The organism is Microbacterium sp. NPDC058389, assembly GCF_042722305.1.
Classification (GTDB): domain Bacteria; phylum Actinomycetota; class Actinomycetes; order Actinomycetales; family Microbacteriaceae; genus Microbacterium.
On record NZ_JBHXJQ010000002.1, the window covers coordinates 465,375 to 484,221 of the forward strand.

General features: G+C 70.9%; 18 protein-coding genes. 5 read left to right on the forward strand and 13 right to left on the reverse strand.

Annotated features, from left to right (window positions below; genetic code table 11):
• The 5 genes from kdpA to ACFWJ8_RS05000 form a co-directional block, all read right to left on the reverse strand.
• On the reverse strand, positions 1 to 1,683 hold the full coding sequence (gene kdpA, locus ACFWJ8_RS04980; RefSeq protein ID WP_378809548.1) for a potassium-transporting ATPase subunit KdpA: 1,683 nt from the start codon (positions 1,681 to 1,683) through the stop codon (positions 1 to 3).
• Positions 1,683 to 1,772 (reverse strand): potassium-transporting ATPase subunit F, encoded by a 90-nt coding sequence (locus ACFWJ8_RS04985; protein ID WP_378809550.1) that lies wholly within the window; start codon positions 1,770 to 1,772, stop codon positions 1,683 to 1,685. The genes kdpA and ACFWJ8_RS04985 overlap by 1 nt, the downstream gene beginning before the upstream one ends.
• Positions 1,773 to 2,475: 703 nt before the next feature.
• Positions 2,476 to 2,928 (reverse strand): Fe-S cluster assembly sulfur transfer protein SufU, encoded by a 453-nt coding sequence (gene sufU, locus ACFWJ8_RS04990; RefSeq protein WP_378809552.1) that lies wholly within the window; start codon positions 2,926 to 2,928, stop codon positions 2,476 to 2,478.
• Positions 2,925 to 4,223, reverse strand: coding sequence for a SufS family cysteine desulfurase (locus ACFWJ8_RS04995; protein ID WP_378809553.1), 1,299 nt, complete (start codon positions 4,221 to 4,223; stop codon positions 2,925 to 2,927). Before ACFWJ8_RS04995 ends, sufU begins: the two co-directional genes overlap by 4 nt.
• Before the next feature lie 82 nt (positions 4,224 to 4,305).
• Positions 4,306 to 6,456, reverse strand: coding sequence for an APC family permease (locus ACFWJ8_RS05000; RefSeq protein ID WP_378809555.1), 2,151 nt, complete (start codon positions 6,454 to 6,456; stop codon positions 4,306 to 4,308).
• Between the two features lie 75 nt (positions 6,457 to 6,531).
• Here ACFWJ8_RS05000 and ACFWJ8_RS05005 point away from each other — a divergent pair, with 75 nt between their 5' ends.
• Positions 6,532 to 7,599, forward strand: coding sequence for a VanZ family protein (locus tag ACFWJ8_RS05005; RefSeq protein ID WP_378809556.1), 1,068 nt, complete (start codon positions 6,532 to 6,534; stop codon positions 7,597 to 7,599).
• 42 nt (positions 7,600 to 7,641) lie between these two features.
• Here the strand turns inward: ACFWJ8_RS05005 and ACFWJ8_RS05010 are convergent, their stop codons facing one another.
• The 3 genes from ACFWJ8_RS05010 to ACFWJ8_RS05020 are packed head-to-tail and all read right to left on the reverse strand — an operon-like array spanning position 7,642 to position 11,671.
• Positions 7,642 to 8,868, reverse strand: coding sequence for an amidohydrolase (locus ACFWJ8_RS05010; RefSeq protein WP_378809557.1), 1,227 nt, complete (start codon positions 8,866 to 8,868; stop codon positions 7,642 to 7,644).
• 33 nt (positions 8,869 to 8,901) lie between these two features.
• Positions 8,902 to 9,918, reverse strand: coding sequence for a LacI family DNA-binding transcriptional regulator (locus ACFWJ8_RS05015; RefSeq protein ID WP_378809558.1), 1,017 nt, complete (start codon positions 9,916 to 9,918; stop codon positions 8,902 to 8,904).
• Between the two features lie 55 nt (positions 9,919 to 9,973).
• A complete protein-coding gene (locus ACFWJ8_RS05020; RefSeq protein ID WP_378809559.1) occupies positions 9,974 to 11,671 on the reverse strand; it encodes a glycoside hydrolase family 13 protein in 1,698 nt (565 codons plus the stop codon).
• A gap of 154 nt (positions 11,672 to 11,825) precedes the next feature.
• Here ACFWJ8_RS05020 and ACFWJ8_RS05025 point away from each other — a divergent pair, with 154 nt between their 5' ends.
• Positions 11,826 to 12,341: an adenine phosphoribosyltransferase gene (locus ACFWJ8_RS05025; RefSeq protein WP_378809561.1), complete on the forward strand. Its 516-nt coding sequence runs from the start codon at positions 11,826 to 11,828 to the stop codon at positions 12,339 to 12,341.
• A gap of 21 nt (positions 12,342 to 12,362) precedes the next feature.
• On the opposite strand, the gene ACFWJ8_RS05030 is transcribed toward ACFWJ8_RS05025, so the two are convergent.
• Positions 12,363 to 12,944, reverse strand: a complete 582-nt coding sequence (locus ACFWJ8_RS05030) for a pyridoxamine 5'-phosphate oxidase family protein (RefSeq protein WP_378809562.1) — start codon at positions 12,942 to 12,944, stop codon at positions 12,363 to 12,365.
• Between the two features lie 618 nt (positions 12,945 to 13,562).
• On the opposite strand from ACFWJ8_RS05030, the gene ACFWJ8_RS05035 reads away from it, so the two are divergent.
• Positions 13,563 to 13,961 (forward strand): hypothetical protein, encoded by a 399-nt coding sequence (locus tag ACFWJ8_RS05035; RefSeq protein ID WP_378809564.1) that lies wholly within the window; start codon positions 13,563 to 13,565, stop codon positions 13,959 to 13,961.
• A 164-nt stretch (positions 13,962 to 14,125) separates the two neighbouring features.
• On the opposite strand, the gene ACFWJ8_RS05040 is transcribed toward ACFWJ8_RS05035, so the two are convergent.
• Positions 14,126 to 14,596 carry a DUF1772 domain-containing protein gene (locus ACFWJ8_RS05040; protein ID WP_378809565.1) on the reverse strand — a complete coding sequence of 157 codons (471 nt, stop codon included), beginning with the start codon at positions 14,594 to 14,596 and terminating at the stop codon, positions 14,126 to 14,128.
• Between the two features lie 22 nt (positions 14,597 to 14,618).
• Complete coding sequence (locus tag ACFWJ8_RS05045; protein ID WP_378809567.1) at positions 14,619 to 15,551, reverse strand: 2-hydroxyacid dehydrogenase; 933 nt, start codon at positions 15,549 to 15,551, stop codon at positions 14,619 to 14,621.
• Positions 15,552 to 15,657: 106 nt separating this feature from the next.
• Here ACFWJ8_RS05045 and ACFWJ8_RS05050 point away from each other — a divergent pair, with 106 nt between their 5' ends.
• Complete coding sequence (locus ACFWJ8_RS05050) at positions 15,658 to 16,089, forward strand: DUF1761 domain-containing protein (protein ID WP_378809569.1); 432 nt, start codon at positions 15,658 to 15,660, stop codon at positions 16,087 to 16,089.
• A 121-nt stretch (positions 16,090 to 16,210) separates the two neighbouring features.
• Here ACFWJ8_RS05050 and purQ read toward each other — a convergent pair whose 3' ends face one another.
• Positions 16,211 to 16,918 (reverse strand): phosphoribosylformylglycinamidine synthase subunit PurQ, encoded by a 708-nt coding sequence (purQ, locus tag ACFWJ8_RS05055; RefSeq protein ID WP_378809570.1) that lies wholly within the window; start codon positions 16,916 to 16,918, stop codon positions 16,211 to 16,213.
• The gene (gene purS, locus ACFWJ8_RS05060; protein ID WP_378809571.1) at positions 16,915 to 17,163 is read right to left on the reverse strand and encodes a phosphoribosylformylglycinamidine synthase subunit PurS; all 249 of its coding nucleotides are present in this window, start codon (positions 17,161 to 17,163) and stop codon (positions 16,915 to 16,917) included. The genes purQ and purS overlap by 4 nt, the downstream gene beginning before the upstream one ends.
• A gap of 254 nt (positions 17,164 to 17,417) precedes the next feature.
• Between purS and ACFWJ8_RS05065 the strand changes: the two genes are divergently transcribed.
• Complete coding sequence (locus ACFWJ8_RS05065; RefSeq protein WP_378809573.1) at positions 17,418 to 18,695, forward strand: ABC transporter substrate-binding protein; 1,278 nt, start codon at positions 17,418 to 17,420, stop codon at positions 18,693 to 18,695.
• Positions 18,696 to 18,847 lie beyond the last annotated feature (152 nt).

Below are 18,847 nucleotides of genomic sequence, written 5' to 3' on the forward strand. Positions count from 1 at the left end.
TCAGACGAGACCTTCCGCCAGGGGACCCAGCGTGAGAACGGGGAAATAGGTGAGTGCGGTGATGACGACCGAGATGGCGGCGAGCAGGCCGACGAACTGCGGTCGGTGCGTCGGCAGCGTGCCGGCGGTCGACGGGACGGAGTCCTGCGCCGCCAGCGAGCCGGCGAGGGCGAGCACCAGCACGATCGGGATGAACCGGCCGAGCAGCATCGCGACGCCGAGCGCCGTGTTGAGCCACGGGGTGTTCGCGGTGAGTCCCGCGAACGCCGAGCCGTTGTTGTTCGCCGCCGACGTGAAGGCGTACAGCACCTCGCTCAGGCCGTGCACGCCCGGGTTCCAGATCGACGTCGACTCGACGTCGGACCGGATCGCGGGGACGGCGAAGCTCAGTGCCGTGCCCGCCAGCACCAGGGTGGGCGTCACGAGGATGTAGAGGCTCGCGAGCTTGATCTGGGTCGGGCCGATCTTCTTGCCGAGGTACTCCGGAGTGCGGCCGACGAGCAGTCCGCCCACGAAGACGGCGATGATCGCGAGCACGAGCATGCCGTACAGCCCCGATCCGACACCGCCGGGCGCGACCTCGCCGAGCATCATGTTGATCATCGGGATCATGCCGCCCAGCGCCGTGTACGAGTCGTGCATCGAGTTGACCGCGCCGGTGCTCGTGAGCGTCGTGGCGCCGGCGAACAGCGTCGAGCCGAAGATGCCGAAGCGGGTCTCCTTGCCCTCCATGGCCGCGCCCGCGAGCTGCGGCGCGGTGCCGAGCCCGAGCGCCTCCAGCCACGTGACGGCGGCGATCGACACGATCGCGATCGAGCTCATCACCGCGAGGATCGCGTAGCCCTGCCGGTCGTCGCCGACCATGCGGCCGAACGCCCGAGGCAGTGCGACCGGGATCGCGAGGATCAGGAGGATCTCGAACACGTTCGACCACGGCGTGGGGTTCTCGAACGGGTGCGCCGAGTTGGCGTTGAAGAATCCGCCGCCGTTCGTGCCGAGGAGCTTGATCGCCTCCTGCGACGCGACCGGCCCACCGGGGATCGACTGCGCGCCGCCGGCCACCGTGTTCACGTCGACGAAGCCCGAGAAGCTCTGCACGACGCCGCCGGCCACCAGCGCGATCGCCGCGACGACCGCGAGCGGCAGCAGCAGCCGCGTGAGCCCGCGGGTCAGGTCGACCCAGAAGTTCCCGATGGTCGACGCGCCCCGCCGCGAGAAGCCGCGCACGAGGGCGACGGCCACGGCGATGCCGACGGCGGCCGACACGAAGTTCTGCACCGCGAGCCCGGCGAGCTGCACGGTGTAGCCCATCGTCACCTCGGGCGAGTACGACTGCCAGTTCGTGTTCGTGACGAACGACACCGCGGTGTTGAACGCGAGCCCCTCGGGCACGGCGGGCAGCCCGAGCGAGTACGGCAGCACCGCCTGGAGGCGCTGCAGCGCGTACACGAACAGCACGCCCATGAGCGAGAACGCGAGCACGCCCCGCGTGTACGCCTGCCACGTCTGCTGCGAGCGGGAGTCGACGCCGACGAGGCGGTACATGCCGCGTTCGACGCGCCAGTCCCCGTCCGACGTGAACACACGGGCGATCCAGTCGCCCAGCGGCCGGTACAGCAGCGCGAGGATCAGCAGGACGGTGGCGATCTGCAGGATGCCGGTCCAGATGACGGCAGCATCCATCAGAACTTCTCCGGCTTCACGAGGGCGACGACGAGATAGACGGTCGCGGCGAGGCCGAGCGCGGCCGCGACGAGCGAGAAGACGATCACAGCTTCTCCGCCCCCTTCGCGATCAGCCCGACCAGCGCGAAGAGCGCGAGCGTGAGGGCGAGGTAGATGACATCGAGCACAGGGACTCCCGGTTGGCTTCCGCCCGCGGTGCAGCGGGCGCGGGATCGATGCAACTCCCGCGTGGATGTCGTCAGCCCGGTCCTCACGGAATCCGTGCGTCCCCTGCGCCCATGCTCACGGGACGCTGACGCCCCGGGGTGCGCCGGATCGCCCGGGTCGCGTTTCGTCTCGCTCGTTCCTCGCTCGCTCAACGACCGGTTCCGGGCCCCTCACCTGCGCACGGACCGCGACCACCCCTCGGCCGCAGGGCGCGCACCAGCGAGACGAAACGCGACCACCCGGTCGCTGAGCGAGCGCCAGCGAGACGAAGCGCGCACTGATCGCGGCGCACGGGACCGCCCGGTCGCTGAGCGAGCCAGCGCGACGAAGCGCGCACTGATCGCGGCGCCCGCGACCGCCCGGTCGCTGAGCGAGCGCCAGCGAGACGAAGCGCGCACTGATCGCGGCGCACGTGACCGCCCGGTCGCTGAGCGAGCCAGCGAGACGAAGCGCGCACTGATCGCGGCGCACGTGACCGCCCGGTCGCTGAGCGAGCGCCAGCGAGACGAAGCGCGTGCGCAGACCCCAGACCGACCCCGCAGCTGCTGCCCCGCGGAGTCCGTCGCTGCGGCGGGCCGCAGCGTCAGGCGCGGGCGACCGCGTCCTCGAACGCGACCCACGCGAGCATCGCGCACTTCACGCGGGCGGTGTACTTCGACACCCCCGACAGCGCGGCGGCGTCGCCGAACACCTCTTCGTCCAGCGGCAGCTCGCCGCGCGAGCGCAGCGCCTCGCGGAAGCCGTCGACGAGCGCGATCGCATCGGGCCGCGGCATCCGTCCCTCTTCCTCGACGAGGGCGGCGAGCATCGACGCCGACGCCTGCGAGATCGAGCACCCGGCGCCGTCCCACGTGACCTCGGTCACCTCGGTGCCGTCGTCCGACACGCGCACGCGCAGCGTGATCTCATCGCCGCAGATCGGGTTGCGCTGGTACGAGGAGGCGGTGTGCGGGGCGTCGTCCGCGAGACCCTTGCCGTGCGGGCGCTTGGAGTGGTCGAGGATGAGCTCCTGGTAGAGCGATTCGAGACCGTTCATGCGCTGACTCCGAAGAACGAGCGGACGCCCGACAGGGCGTCGAGGAAGACGTCGACGTCGTCCGCGGTGTTGTAGACCGAGGTGGATGCCCGCACCGAGGCGGTCAGGCCGAACCGGCGGTGCAGCGGCTGGGCGCAGTGGTGCCCGACCCGCACCGCGACGCCGCGGGAGTCGAGGAACTGGCCCACGTCGTGGGCGTGCACGCCGTCCACGTCGAAGGCCCACAGGCCCACGCGCTCGGCGCCCGGCGCATCGCCGAGCAGGCGCACGCCGTCGATCTGCCGCAGTCCCTCGCCCAGGCGCGCTTCGAGCGCCTTCTCGTGCGCGTGCACGGCAGGCATCCCGAGGCCTTCGAGATAGCGGACGGCGGCCGCCAGCGCGATCGCCTGCGACACCGGCTGCGTGCCGGCCTCGAACCGCTGCGGCGGTGCCAGGTATTGCGCCTCGTCGAGCGTGACGGTGGTGATCATGGAGCCGCCGGTGAGGAACGGCGGCAGCGCCTCGAGCACGTCGGCGCGTCCGTACAGGCCGCCGACGCCGTAAGGGCCGAGCATCTTGTGGCCCGAGAACACCGCGAGGTCGACGCCGAGCGCCGGGAGGTCCAGCGGCAGATGGGGCGCCGACTGGCACGCGTCGAGCACGGTCGTGGCGCCGACGGCCTGCGCGAGCGCCACGAGCGGTGCCACCGGGTTCACGATGCCCAGCACGTTCGACACGTGCGTGAACGCCACGACCCGCGTGCGTGCGCCGATGAGGGCGGCCGCCGCCTCGAGATCGAGCGTGCCGTCGTCGTGCACGGGGATGTGCCGCAGCACGGCGCCGGTGCGGGCAGCGAGCTCCTGCCACGGGATGAGGTTGGCGTGGTGCTCGATCTCGGTCACCACGATCTCGTCGCCCGGCCGCAGCGCGAAGCGCGCGCTCTCAGGCGCCCCGCGGCCGACCGATGCGTTGCCGATCGCGTAGGCAGCGAGGTTCAGGCCCGCCGTCGCGCCGCTCGTCCACACCAGCTGCTCGGGCGCTGCGCCCACGAAGCCGGCGACCGTCGTGCGTGCGTCCTCGAACAGTTCGGTGGCCTCGGCGGCGAGCGTGTGGGCGCCCCGGTGCACGGCCGAGTTGGCGCGCGTCAGGAACGACACCTCGGCGTCGATGACCGCCTGCGGCTTCTGGCTGGTCGCGCCCGAGTCCAGGTAGACCAGGCGTTCGCCGTTCACGCGCTCGCCGAGGATCGGGAAGTCGGCGCGGACCGTGTCCGCGTCGATCAGCGCGGCCGGCGAAGGGGCGGGTGCAGAGGTCACCCCTTAAGGCTACGCGGGATGCCGGCGTCCGGGGTCGACGGATCGTCGCCGGGTGGCGGCATCCCTTCTCCGCCGCGCGAGGTCAGGACTTGTGCGAGGCGTCCGCGTTCTCGGTCGGCGCAGGCGGGCCGGCCGGGCGGACGGCCCGGCGGCCGCGGCTCTCGACGACCGGGATCGCGTGCTGGCCGCCGCGCCCGGCGCGCTCGTCGCCGGGCAGCACGCGCGAGCGCCGTCCGTAGATGAGCTCGGACGAGTCGAGCAGCCACGGCACCAGCGTGATCGACACGCCGTGCACGAGCATGAGCTGCTGCGCGATGCGCCGGGCCCGACGGTTGTGGAGGATGCCCTCCCACCAGTGCCCGACGATGTACTGCGGCAGGTAGACGGTGACCACCGACGAGCCGTGCTCCTCGCGGTACTTGCGCACCCACTCGGCGATCGGCCCCGCATACGTGCGGTACGGCGACTCGATGATCTTCAGCGGGATCGGCATGCGATGCTTGCGCCACTCGGCTTCGATCTCTGCCGTGTCCTCCTTCGAGACGGCGATGTGCACCGCGAAGGTCTTGTCGTGCTTTGCCGCGAGGGCGTAGTCGATGGCCTTGACGACCGGCTTCTGCAGCTTGTTGACGAGGATGATCGCAACGTCGCCCGACGAGCCGAAGTGGGTCTGGTCGTCCATCTCGATCTCGTGCTCGACGTCGCGGTAGTACCGGTGCACGCCGACCATGAGGAACGACAGCAGCGGGATCGCCAGGAACACCAGCCACGCGCCGTGGGTGAACTTCGTGATCGTCACGATGACGAGCACGGATGCCGTCATCGTGGCGCCCAGCGAGTTGATGAAGAGGCCCTTGCGCAGGCCGAGCAGCTCGCTGCGCACGCTCTGCGAGCCGCGCTGCTCCGCCGGCAACCTGCCGATCTGCCGGATGCCGCGCGTCCAGTGCCGGATCATGCCGATCTGCCCGATCGTGAACGACACGAAGACGCCGATGATGTACAGCTGGATGAGGTTCGTGAGGTTGGCCTGGTAGACGATCAGCACCCCGATGGCGATGAGGCCGAGGATGATCATGCCGTTCGAGTACACGAGGCGGTCGCCGCGGGTGTTGAGCGCCTTCGGCGCATACCCGTCGCGTGCGAGCACCGAGCCGAGCAGCGGGAAGCCGTTGAACGCCGTGTTCGCCGCCAGCAGCAGCACGACCGCCGTCGCAGCCTGGATGATGAAGAACGGGATCGAGTTCATCCCGAACACGGCCGACGACACCTGCGCCATGAGGCTCGGCTGCGGGTTGGAGCAGTCGAAGCCGACGAGGTCGCACGGGTTCTCGGCGTAGTGCACGCCCGACACCAGCGCGATCGCGGTGAGGCCCGTGAACAGCAGGATCGCGATGCCGCCCATCATGGCGAGCGTGGTCTGCGCGTTCTTGACCTTCGGTCGGCGGAACGCCTGCACACCGTTCGAGACCGCCTCGACGCCGGTGAGGGCGGAACAGCCGCTGGAGAACGCGCGCAGCACCAGCAGGATGACCGCAGCCTGCGTGAGACTCTGCGTCTCGACCGCGTACTGGGCGCTCGAGGCGACCGGCGCATTGCCGGTCAGGATCTCGAAGAGGCCCACGACGATCATGACCCCGACGGAGCCGATGAACACGTAGGTCGGAATGGCGAACGCGCGGGATGCCTCCCGCACCCCCCGCAGGTTGATCACGACGATGAGGATGACGAAGCCGACGGCCAGCTCCACCCGCCACGGGTTGAGCCCCGGCAGGGCCGAGATGATGTTGTCGACGCCGGAGGCGACCGACACCGCGACCGTCAGCACGTAGTCGACGAGCAGCGCCGACGCCACGATGACACCGGGGATCTCGCCGAGGTTCTTGCGCGCGACCTCGTAGTCGCCGCCGCCCGACGGATACGCCTTGATGAGCTGGCGGTAGCTGATCACCACGACGATCAGCAGCACGACCACCGCGGCGGCGATCCAGGGCGCGAAGGCCAGGAACGCCAGCCCGCCGGTCATCAGGATGAGCAGCAGCTCCTGGGGTGCGTAGGCCACCGACGACAGCGCGTCGGAGGCGAAGATCGGCAGTGCCAGCTTCTTCGGCAGGAGGTGCTCGTCGGAGTCGGTGGAGGCGAGCGGGTCCCCCAGGATGAGGCGCTTCGCGATCGGCGTCTCATCCACCGACTGCTCGCGGCTTTCGTTCGTCACGGCGGGTGATGTTACCCGCATGGAATCCGTGAGGACGCATCCGGACAGCCATCCTCACGGAATCCATACGGCGCCCTCCTCTGAGAGACTCAAACCGTGGATGAACAGGTGATTCTGGGGGTGCTCGCGATCGCCGCCGGCCTCGTCGTCGGCGTCTTCCTGTTCGTCCCCTTCGTCGCCCTGAGCTACCGTCGGCGCGGCGGGTTCGGGGTCGGCCGGTTCGTGCTGTGGGGCGCGGCGCTGGTGTACCTCATGGCGATCTGGACGTACACGCTCCTGCCCCTGCCCGACCCCGACGCGATCCGGTGCGCGGGCGTCAACCTCCACGTGCTGACGTTCGTCGACGACATCGGCGCGGCGCTCGCCCGGCCCGGCAGCGCCCTCGCCGATCCCGCGGTGCTGCAGCTGCTGCTGAACGTGCTGCTGTTCGTGCCGCTCGGGTTCTTCGTGCGCGTGCTGGGCGGTCGCGGCATCCCCACGGCGCTCCTCGTGGGCCTCGGAGTGTCGGCGTTCATCGAGACCACGCAGCTGACCGGCGTGTGGGGGCTCTACCCGTGCGCGTACCGGGTGTTCGACGTCGACGACCTGCTGACCAACACGCTCGGGGCCGTGGTCGGATCCGTGCTCGCCCTCGCGGTGCCCCGACGCCACTGGGGCACGCCGAAGTTCCCTGACGCCGAGTCGCCGCGCCCCATCACCCGCCGGCGCCGCTTCCTCGCGATGCTGTGCGACGTGCTCGCCGCGTGGGTGCTCGGCGTCGCGGTCGCCGTCGGGTTCCAGCTGCTGCTGTACGCGCTGGGCGCCGACCGGGCGGTGCGCGAGGGCACCGCGGCGAGCGTCGTGGCCGGCGCCGTGCCGATCGTGCTGTGGCTCGTCGTCACGCTCGCCACCGGGCGCACCATCGGCGACCACGCCGTGCAGCTGCGGTACACCGGCGGCCAGCTGCCCACGGCGCTGTCACGGCCGCTGCGCTTCCTCGGCGGCATCGGCGGTTACCTGCTGCTGAGCGCCCTGCCCGGCGCCTGGGGCGTCGTCACGGGCTCCTTCGCCGTGGTATCGGCCGTGCTCGTGCTCACCACGGAGGACCGCCGCGGCCTCCCGGGCATCGTGTCGGGCCAGCGCCTCGTCGATGCCCGAGAGCCCGTCGAGCCCGTCGAACGCTGACGCGGAGGGATGCCGGCGGCCGCGGCCGCCGGCATCCACACGTCAAGAGTCGGATGATCCCAGGAACTCGCGCGCGGCGACCACGAGCGCGTCGACGCCGCGGCTGAGCGTCGGCTGGAGCACCGGGGCGAAGAACGGCGAGTGGTTCGTCGGGATGTCGTGCTCGACGGTTCCCGCTGCGAACGCCTTCGCGAACGCCTCGGGGTCGACACCGCCCCAGAACCAGTAGACGAGCGGCACGCCGGCCTCGCGGGCGAACCACGAGACGTCCTCGCTGCCGGTGAACATGCCCGGGTCGATGACGGTGCCGTCGCCGAACGCGGCGTCGAACGCCGCGGTCAGGCGTGCGGTCGCGGCCGCGTCGTTGATCGTCGGCGGCAGGGTGTGGTCGGTGACGATGACCGGGGGCTCTTCGGCGCCCGATGCCTGCGCCTCAGCGCGCACGATGCGCTCCACCTTCTCGAGCACGCGGGCGCGGGCCTCGTCGTCGGGGTAGCGCAGGCTCAGCTCGAGCTTCGCCTCGGCTGGGATGATGTTGTTCTTCAGGCCCGCGTGGATCGAGCCGACGGTGACGACCGCGACGTCGCGGGGGTCGACCTCGCGCGAGACGATCGTCTGCAGTCGCATGACGGTCGCCGCCGCCATCACGACCGGGTCGATCGTGGCCTGCGGGCGCGAGCCGTGGCCGCCGCGCCCCAGCAGGGTGACGGTGAGGCCGTCGGATGCCGCCATCTGGGTGCCGCCGCGCACGCCGATCGTGCCGGCCGGCAGCGGGGTCACGTGCTGGCCGAGCACGATGTCGGGCTTCGGGAACCGGTCGAGCACGCCGTCGGCGATCATCGCCTGGGCGCCCGAGCCGTACTCCTCGGCGGGCTGGAAGACGACGACCACGGTGCCCGACCACTCGTCGGTCGTGGCGACCAGGCGCTCCAGCGCGCCCAGCATCGCCGTCACGTGCATGTCGTGGCCGCACGCGTGCATGACGGGCACGTCGTTGCCCGCCGGGTCTGTGCCGCGGGCGGTGCTGGCGTACTCGAGACCGGTCTGCTCGGGCACGGGCAGCGCGTCCATGTCGGCGCGCAGCCACACGACGGGGCCCTCGCCGTTGCGGATCACACCCGCCACGCCGGTCTTGCCGATCCCCTCCTCGAACTCGATGCCGAGACCGGTGAGGTGCTGCGCGATCACCCCCGCCGTACGCGTCTCTTGGAACGACAGCTCCGGATGCCGGTGCAGATCGATGTACAGCGCTTCGAGGTCGATCGTCATGAACCGAGCCTAGCCGCGGGCCCGGAGGCGTCGTCAGCCGGGCAGACGGGCTGTGGAACCACGCACGATGAGCTCGAACGGCAGCTCGCCGGGCCGGTGCGTGGGCGCCTCGTCGTCGGCCGCTTCGAGCGCCGCGAGCATCGCGTCGGCGGCACGCTCGCCCTGCCCCATCGGGAACTGGTCGACCGTCGTCAGCCGGAAGAACTCGCCCAGCTCATGGCCGTCGATGCCGATCACCGAGAGGTCCTCGGGCACGCGGTAGCCGAGATCGCGGGCCGCGAGCAGCGCGCCGATCGCCATCTCGTCGGATGCCGCGAAGATGGCCGTCGGCCGCCCGGGCTTGCCCAGCAGCTGCTTGGCGGCGCGGAAGCCGCCCTCGATCGTGAAGTCGGCGGGCTCGAACAGCGACGGACTGACCTCGATGCCGGCGTCCGCGAGAGCCTGCTCGAAGCCCTGGCGGCGCTGCGTCGGGATGTGGAAGTCGATGTCGAACTCGGGGCTCGCGCCGATGTGGGCGATCTCGCGGTGCCCGAGCGCCAGCAGGTGCTCGGTGGCCAGACGCGCGACCGCGACGTCGTCGACCGTGAGGGTCGTCAGGTGCGGGTTCGGCCCGCCGATCGCGATCACCGGGAGGTCGAGCTCGACCAGCCGCTCGGTCTCCTCCTCGCCGAGCTCCAGCGAGATCGCGATCACGCCGTCGACGCGGCCGCGGCGCAGGAACGTGTCGAACACGTCGTGGCGCTCGCCGCGGTCGGCGGTCAGGCTGTACAGCGTGATGTCGTAGCCGCGGCGCATGAGCGCCGACGCGATGCCGCTCAGCACCGTGGAGAAGAACCAGCGGTCGAGGAACGGCACCAGCACGCCGATGTTGCGCGTACGCCCCGAGGCCAGGCTCGACGCGGACGCCGACACCACGTACCCGAGGCTCTTCGCAGCCTCCTCGACCTTGGCCTTGGCGCCGGCCGAGACGTGGCCCCGCCCACTCAGGGCGCGCGAGACGGTCGCCGTCGAGACACCCGCCACGCGGGCGACCTCGTCGATGCTGACCACGTCGTCACCTGGCTTTCGTGAGAAGGAGAAGGGATGCCGCGGCTCGCGCCGCGCGTCAGCGCGGGTCGGCCACCCAGACCGCCGTGTCGGCCGGGATCACGTCGGTGACGGGACCGCTCGACGCGATCACGATACCGCTCGGGAGCGCGACAGGCCGGGAACCGGTGTTCGCCACGACGGTGACATTCCCGTTGCGGAATGCGACGGCATCCACTCCGTAGCCCTCGAGCCACTCGAGCGACCCGGCGCCCAGGCTCCGCGCACGGCGCTCGGCGAGCAGCGTACGGTACAGCTCGAGCGTCGAGCCGGCGACGCCGCGCTGGGCGTCGCGGGCGAGCTCGGCCCACTCGGCGGGCTGCGGCAGCCATGAGGCGCCGCTGTCGTTGAAGCCGTAGGCCGGGCCTTCGGCGCTCCACGGGAGCGGCACGCGGCAGCCGTCGCGGCCGTAGCGCTCGCCGTTCGTGCGGAACCACGTCGGGTCCTGACGCGCCTCTCCCGGGATGTCGATGACCTCGGGCAGACCGAGCTCCTCGCCCTGGTACAGGTACGCCGAGCCGGGCAGCGCGAGCATGAGCGTCGTCGCGGCGCGAGCGCGCGCGCGGCCCACCTCGGGGATCGGCTGGCCGGGGGAGTCCGGGCCGATGCCGTGACCCTGCGGATTCTCGGCTGTCAGCGCGAGGCGCGTGGCGTGGCGCACGACGTCGTGATTCGACAGCACCCACGTCGACGGCGCGCCGACGCCGGGGAAGGCGCGCAGCGACAGGTCGATGACCGCGCGCAGGTCGGCGGCATCCCATTCGGTCTGCAGGTAGGGGAAGTTGAACGCCTGGTGCATCTCGTCGGGGCGCACCCACTCGGCGGTGCGCTCGGCCGTCGGCAGCCAGGCCTCTGCGGCGAGGGCACGGTCGCCCGGGTACTCCTCGAGGATCTTGCGCCAGTCGCGGTACACCTCGTGCACGGCGTCCTGGCCCCAGTAGGGCACGTTCTCCTCTTCGCCGCCCATCGATCCGGCCTCGGGGTCCGGGATGTAGTCCGGAAGCCCCTCGGCCTTCATGAGGCCGTGCGCGACATCGACGCGGAAGCCGTCGACCCCGCGGTCGAGCCAGAAGCGCAGCACGCGGCGGAACTCGTCGCGCACCACCTCGTTCGACCAGTCGAAGTCGGGCTGCGACGAGTCGAACAGGTGCAGGTACCACTGACCCGGAGCGCCGTCGGCCTCGACCACCCGGGTCCACGCGGGTCCGCCGAACACCGACTCCCAGTTGTTCGGGGGCAGCTCGCCCCGCTCGCCCTTGCCGTCGCGGAACATGTATCGGGCGCGCTCGGCGCTGCCCGGGGCGGCGGCGAGGGCCTCCTGGAACCACTCGTGCTGGTCCGACGAGTGGTTCGGGACCAGGTCGACGATGACGCGGATGCCGCGGGCGTGCGCCGCGGCGAGCATGTCGTCGAAGTCGCCCAGCGTGCCGAACAGCGGGTCGACGTCGCAGTAGTCGCTGACGTCGTAGCCGGCGTCCTTCTGCGGCGACCGCTGGAACGGGCTGAGCCAGATCGCGTCGATGCCGAGGCTCTGAAGGTCGTCGAGGCGCGACGTGATGCCGGGGAGGTCGCCGATGCCGTCACCGGACGCGTCCGCGAACGAGCGGGGGTAGATCTGGTAGATCACGGCAGTGCGCCACCACTCGGACCCGGCGGGCGTCGGCTCGGCGGACGGGAACGGCGCAGCGATGCGCTCGGCGGTCTCGGCGGAAGTCATCCGGCCAGCATACTGCAAGCGCTTACACTCGCGATCTTCCATGACCTCCCCGTCCTCGAATGAGGTGCATCGCCGGGATGCGGACGCCTCGCGGCTGCGCGCTCCTCATCTCGGCAATCCTCCTCCAACGAGGACGCGGCGTAGGGTGAAGCGCGTGTCCGAAGCCCTCACCCGCGCCGAATCGCTCATCCGCACGATCCCCGACTACCCCGAGCCGGGAGTGCTGTTCCGCGACATCACGCCACTGCTGGCCGATGCCTCGGCCCTGCGCACCGTCATCCACGCCATGATCGCACCGTTCGAGGGCTCGTTCGACGTCGTCGCCGGTGTGGAGGCGCGTGGATTCCTGCTCGCCGGCGCCGTCGCCATGGAGGCGGGCGTAGGCCTCGTGCCGATCCGCAAGGCCGGCAAGCTGCCCCTGCCGGCGGCATCCGTCACCTACGCGCTCGAGTACGGCACGGCGACGATCGAGGCGCATGACGACATCGCCGCCGGCACGCGCGTGCTGCTCGTCGACGACGTGCTCGCCACCGGCGGCACCCTGGTCGCCGCCCACGAACTCGTCGGCGCCCTCGGCGGCGTCGTCGTCGGCACCGCCGTGCTCATGGAGCTCACCGCACTGGGAGGCCGCGCCGTCGTCGGCGACGTGCACACCGTCTTCACCGCCTGACGTACCGCAGCGCGGCCGGCGTCATTCCGACTGGCGCGGCTGCGGGGTGATCGGGGTCGCACCGGTGATCGGTTCGAAGTGCGGGATCGGCGCGGGGCGCTGTCCTCGTGCGACGTGCGGCTCCTCGGGCTGCGGCCGGGTCGCCTCCCCTTCGAATGCGATGGCAGGATCGCTCCGCCCGAGGTCGACGGCGAACCGCCGGCCGGTGATGGTGTTGACGGTGATCTTCACGACGAACAGCTTCACGGTCGGGCTCCACGAGACGAGTCGGCTGATCCCGCTCGCGCGGATCTCGTCGTCCCGGATCACGCGCTCGGCCTGTCCGCGGATCACCACGCTCCAGTAGTGGCCGTCCGCCTCGCCGTCGACTTCGAACGCAACGGCCGGATGGTGCGCGATGTGGAGCAGCTTCGGGTCGCGCGCGGTGCGGATGAACAACGAGCCCTCGTGGGCGAGATGATTCACCGGAAAGATGTCGGGCGAGCCCTCGGCGTTGATCACCGCGAGCCTGCCGAGCGGCGTCGTCTGCACATACTCCCAGCTGGTGGAGGCGGGGAGTCGCTCGATGGCCGGGTTTCCGCGTGCGGCGGGGGAGGTGTTCATCGCGATCGCTGTCCTTGCCTCCGGTCTACTCCACCGCGATGCAGAACTGAAGGGGGGCGGGATGCTGCGCCGTGTCCTTGACGGCCCCCCCGCTCAGGTCGCGCCGGCCCCGCATCCACGTTGTCCACAGGCCTCGTCGTCGACCTGCGCGCTTACCCTACTGTGGGCCCTGTGACCCGTCTGCCGCGCCGCCGGCTCCTCGTGACCGCCGCGGTCGGTGTCGCCGTGGCGCTCGTGCTCATTGCGGCGGTCCTCCTTCCCGACTGGGCGTCGTGGAGCCCGGCGGCGGGTCCATCGCCGACGGCTGCGGCGCCGGACGCCAGGCCATCCCGCACGCCGGCCCATCCCTCCGCGCGGGCGCTTCCCTCCGCGACGGCAACCACCGAACCGGCGGCATCAGACGCCGAGGCGCAGGCGGAGCCCGCCCCGGGAGCCACTTCGCCCGGCACGTCCCCCGAGACGTCGGCGCCGGAGACTCCCCCCACGACGACAGCCCCGGGCACGACCGCACCTGGTGGGGATCAGCCCGTCGGATCGGGCTCGCTGCCGCCTCGGACCGCGCCGACCATGACGCAGCCTCCTCCTCCTGCTACTGCTCCTCAGATCAACTGTCCGCGCGTGGTCGATGTCGAACTGGGGAACCTCGGGGCCTGGGTTTCGCACTACGAGCCCGGCGCGCCGGATCAGGATCGGATCACCCTGGGAGCCCAGGTGTGGATCAGGAGCTACAGCGACACGATGGTCGAGGTATCGGGGATATCCCTCGACGTTCGCGCGGACAACGGGCTCACGTTCACCACGACGCAAGGGCAGCCAATCCAGGTCCGCAAGGACGGCTTCCTCGACATGGAAGTCGGCACCCTGACGCGCGGCGAGTGGAACACCATCGGGTCGTGGGAGCACACCGGCGGCACCGCCCAACTGAGTTGGGCGGAAGCGCGACCCGCCGACTGCATTCCGGACTCGCCGATCCTGCAGGTCTACCCCAAGCCGCTCGCGCCGTACCTGCCCAGCTGAGACGCCGCGGGTCAGCCGCCGAGCATCACGTTCAGCGGCGGCTCGCCGGCGGCGAGGCGTTCGATCCGCGCGCGCGAGCTTGGCCAGCATCTGCCGACCTCCATTTCGCCGTTCCGTCCTACTCCTGGGCGAGGCGAAATGAGCGGGCCCCGCGCGGACCCGGCTCAGAGCAGCAGCGTGAGGATCAGGATCGCGGCGCCGAGGAACGCCGCCCAGCCGCGGACGTGGTTGCCGATCGTCCACTGGCGCGCGGTCGTCCGCCACGTGCGCTGAGCCGCCGCGTCGTCCGGAGACAGCCGGTCCACGGCGTTGTTCCGTGGGATGTGGAAGCTGCCGGTGATCAGGAAATGCGCGACGATCAGCGCGTCGCCGACGATGCGCCAGACCGAGACGGCCCCTTGCCAGGCCACCGCCTCCGCGACCACCGACGCGACCGCCACCAGCGTCGAGCCGAGGAACAGCAGCAGGAACACCGGCCGGATCGACCGGTTGATCTGCTGCATGACGCGCAGCGCGGCGTCGTCGGGCGAGCGCGACAGGCCCGGCATGACGAGCAGGGAGAAGCCGAAGTACACACCGCCCATCGCGGCGCCGAGCAGGGCGGCTGCGGCCGCCAGCGTGTCCTGCACGTCCATGTGCGCTCCTTGAGGTGGTGGGTCAGCCGCCGAGCACCACGTTCAGCGGCGGCTGGCCGGCGGCGAGCCGTTCGATCTGCGTGCGCACCAGCTTGGCCACGCGCGGGCGCATGGCGCTGGAGGCGCCGCCGACGTGCGGCGTGATGAGCACACCCGGGAGGCTCCACAGCGCGTGGCCCTCGGGGAGGGGCTCGGGCGCCGTCACGTCCAGTGCCGCGCGGATGCGACCGCGCTGCACGTGGTCGACGAGCGCGTCGGTGTCGATGAGCGAGCCGCGCCCGACGTTGATGACGAGCGCGCCGTCGGGGAGCGCCGCCAGGAACGCGTCGTCGACGAGGTTCTGCGTCGCCGCACCGCCGGGGAGCGTCAGGATCACGATCTCGGCGCGGGGGAGCAGGGCGGGCAGCTCGTCGACGCCGTGCACGGCCACGCCGTCCTCGTCGCGGGCGCTCGAGGCGACGGCGGTGATCTCGACCTCGAAGGGCGCGAGCCGCGCCGCGACGGCCTTGCCGACGCCGCCGTAGCCGAGCAGCAGCACGCGCCGGTCGGCGAGGCTCTGGGCGAACACCGGGGCCCAGCGGCCTGCCGCGGTGTCGACGGCGAACCGGTCGACGTGCCGCTGCGCCGCGATCGCGAGGCCGACGGCCAGCTCGGCGGTCGAGGTCTCGTGCACCGAGGCCGCGTTGGCGAACGTCAGGCCCTCCGGCAGGAGGTCGGCCACGCCGTCGTAGCCGATCGACTGGCCCTGCACGAGCCCCACCTCGACGCCCTCGAGGCGCTCGAGCACGCGGGCCATCGACATGTACGGCGGAACGACGATGTCGAAGCGGTCGCGCGGGGCGGCGGCATCCATCGGCCAGATCACGAGCTCGACGTTGTCGGGCAGCTCACCCAGATCTGCGGCGAGCTGTTCGGTGGGGACGCTGACGACGAGATTCGGGATGCCGGTGCTCACTCGCTCCACGCTACCGGCGAGGTGCCTGGTCGGTGTCGCCACGTGACGCTACGCTCGCGTCGAGCGGGGCGCGCGGCCCGAGCGGCCCCCGACGGAGGAGGCTGGCATGGTTCCCGAGATCAACTATTGGGCGGTGCTGCTGGCGACGGCGTCGAGCATGGTCGTCGGCTCGATCTGGTACACGCCGAAGGTGTTCGGCACGCGGTGGGCCGCACTCGCGAAGGTCGACATGGACCGGCCCGGCGCCAGCGCGGTGGTGCCGATCGTGGTGACCGTGATCGTGAGCTTCGTGACGGCCTGGGTGCTCGCCGGGGCGTCGACGATCGCCTGGCACTTCTACGACGGCAGCTACCTGTGGGGAGCGCTCGGCACCGGCGTCATCCTGTGGGCGGGTTTCACGGCGGCCCGCTTCATCACGCACGACGCGTTCGAGGGGCGCCCGTCGTCGCTCACGGTGCTCAACATCGCGCACGAGCTCGTGACGATCGTCGTGATGGCGCTCATCATCGGCGTCTGGCCGCCCGCCGGCACGGTCTGAGAGGGGCGCGTCCCGAGCTCGTCGAAGGGCGCTTCGACAGGCTCAGCGACCGCGCTGCCCGGCGACCGCGCTGCCCGGCGACCGGGCTGCCGCGAACGGCGGGGCGAAGGGATGCCGGCGGTCAGGCTGCCTGGGCGACGACGGCGGCGATCGCCGACGAGAAGAAGCTCAGGCCGTCGACGCCGGAGCGCATCGCGTCGGCGGTGCCGGGGCCGAAGCCGGGCTCCACGGCGTGCTCGGGGTGCGGCATGAGGCCGACGACGTTGCCGCGCTCGTTGACGAGACCGGCGATGTCGCGCAGCGACCCGTTCGGGTTGACCCCGACGTAGCGGAAGGCGACGAGGCCTTCGCCCTCGAGCCGGTCGAGCTCCGACTCGGACGCGATGTAGCCGCCGTCCGCGTTCTTCAGCGGGATCACGATCTCCTGGCCCGAGGCGAAGTCGCTCGTCCAGGCGGTGTCATTGTTCTCGACGCGCAGTTTCTGGTCGCGGCGGATGAACTGCTGGTGGGCGTTGCGGATCAGGCCGCCGGGCAGCAGGTGCGCCTCGACGAGCATCTGGAATCCGTTGCAGATGCCGAGGACGGGCATGCCCTTGGCTGCGGCATCCTTCACCTCGGTCATGATCGGCGCGAGGGCCGCGATCGCTCCGGCGCGCAGGTAGTCGCCGTAGCTGAAGCCGCCGGGCAGCACGAGCGCGTCGACGCCTTCGAGGTCGTGCGAGCCGTGCCACAGCGCGACGGGCTCGGCGCCGGCGATCTGGATCGCGCGCTGCGCGTCGCGGTCGTCGAGCGAGCCGGGGAAGGTGATGACGCCGATACGGGCGGTCATTCCACGACCTCGATGCCCACGACGTCCTCGATCACCGAGTTCGAGAGGATCTCGTCCGCGATGCGCCGGGCTTCGGCGAGGAGCTCGTCGGTGACCTCTCCCTCGACGGTCAGCTCGAACCGCTTGCCGATGCGGACGCCGGTGAAGTCGGAGACTCCGAGCCGCGCGAATGCGCCGGCGACGGCCTTCCCCTGGGGGTCCAGCAGTTCGGCCTTGGGCATGACGTCGACGACGATGGTGGGCATGTGACAGCTCCGGATGTCGCGGGCAGGGGTCTCCACCAGTCTACGGCCCCCGGCATCCCGCCTTTCCCGGAGCCGGTTATGGACTCGTGACACAACCGTGACCGTTTCGTGGGAGCGCTCCCTTGACTTTCGTGGGAGCGATCCCATAGCGTTGCCTCTCGATCGATGGGAACGCTCCCACGAACAGCCGGCACGGCACCCGTCCGAGTCGGTCCTGCAACACAGACAACCCCTGAAAACACAAAGGAGTGACAGTGAACGCACGCGCCTTCCGCAGAAGCGCCGTGGCACTCGCCGCATTCTCGGCCTCGGCCATCGTCCTCGCCGGCTGCGCCAGCGGCAGTGGCGACGACGCCGGCAGCTCGGACGAGAAGATCACGCTGACCGTCGCCACCTTCAACGACTTCGGCTACACCGATGAACTCCTCCAGGAGTACATGGACGAGCACCCGAACGTGAAGGTCGTCCACAACCAGGCCGCGACGTCGAACGACGCCCGCGCCAACTACTTCCAGAAGCTCGGCAAGAAGGGTCTCGCCGACGTCGAGGCCATCGAGGTCGACTGGCTCCCCGAGGTCATGAAGTACTCCGACCTGCTCGCGCCGGTGCCGGACGACCTGAAGGACCGCTGGCTGGACTGGAAGACCGACGCGGCCACCGACGCCGACGGCAACCTCATCGGCTACGGCACCGACATCGGCCCGGAGGGCGTCTGCTACCGCAGCGACCTGTTCGCCGCTGCCGGCCTGCCCACCGACCGTGAAGAGGTCGCCGCACTGCTCGAGGGCGACTGGGCGAAGTACTTCGAGGTCGGCGACCAGTACACCGCCGCGACCGGCAAGGCGTTCTTCGACTCCGCCGGCGGCACCTACCAGGGCATGATCAACCAGGTCGAGGCCGCGTACGAGGACCCCGACTCGGGCGACATCATCGCGACCGACAACGACGAGGTCAAGGACATCTACGACCAGGTCACCGCCGCCAGCGCCACGCAGTCGGCTCACCTCGGCCAGTGGTCGGACGACTGGTTCGCGGGCCTGTCCAACGGCGCCTTCGCGACGATGCTCTGCCCGGGCTGGATGCTCGGCGTGATCTCGGGCAACGCGCCCGACACCACGACGTGGGACATCGCCAACGTGTTCCCCAACGGCGGCGGCAACTGGGGCGGCTCGTACCTGACGGTCCCGGCCAACGGTGCGCACGTCAAGGAGGCTCAGGAGCTCGCCGACTGGCTTACCTCGCCTGACACCCAGATCAAGGCCTTCGAGAACGCCGGTACGTTCCCGAGCCAGTCCGAGGCGCTCACCTCCGACACGCTGCTGAGCTCGACCAACGAGTACTTCAACAACGCGCCGGTGGGCCAGATCCTCACCGACCGCGCCAACGCGGTCACGGTCGCGCCGTTCAAGGGTCAGTACTACTTCCAGATCAACGACGCGATGCAGCAGGCGCTGACCCGTGTCGAGGACGGGACGCAGGACGCCAAGACGTCGTGGGACCAGTGGGTCTCCGAGGTCGACGCGATCGGCTGATCGACTCCGGGATGCCGGGGGCCGCGCCGAGCGGCCGGCCCCCGGCATCCCACCCGAGACTCGGACGAGGCGGGTTCTGATTGCGGCCCGCCTCGTCCGCACCATGTCACCGCGCCGCGCGCCGGTGCCCCACCCGTCCGCTCCGGACCCGA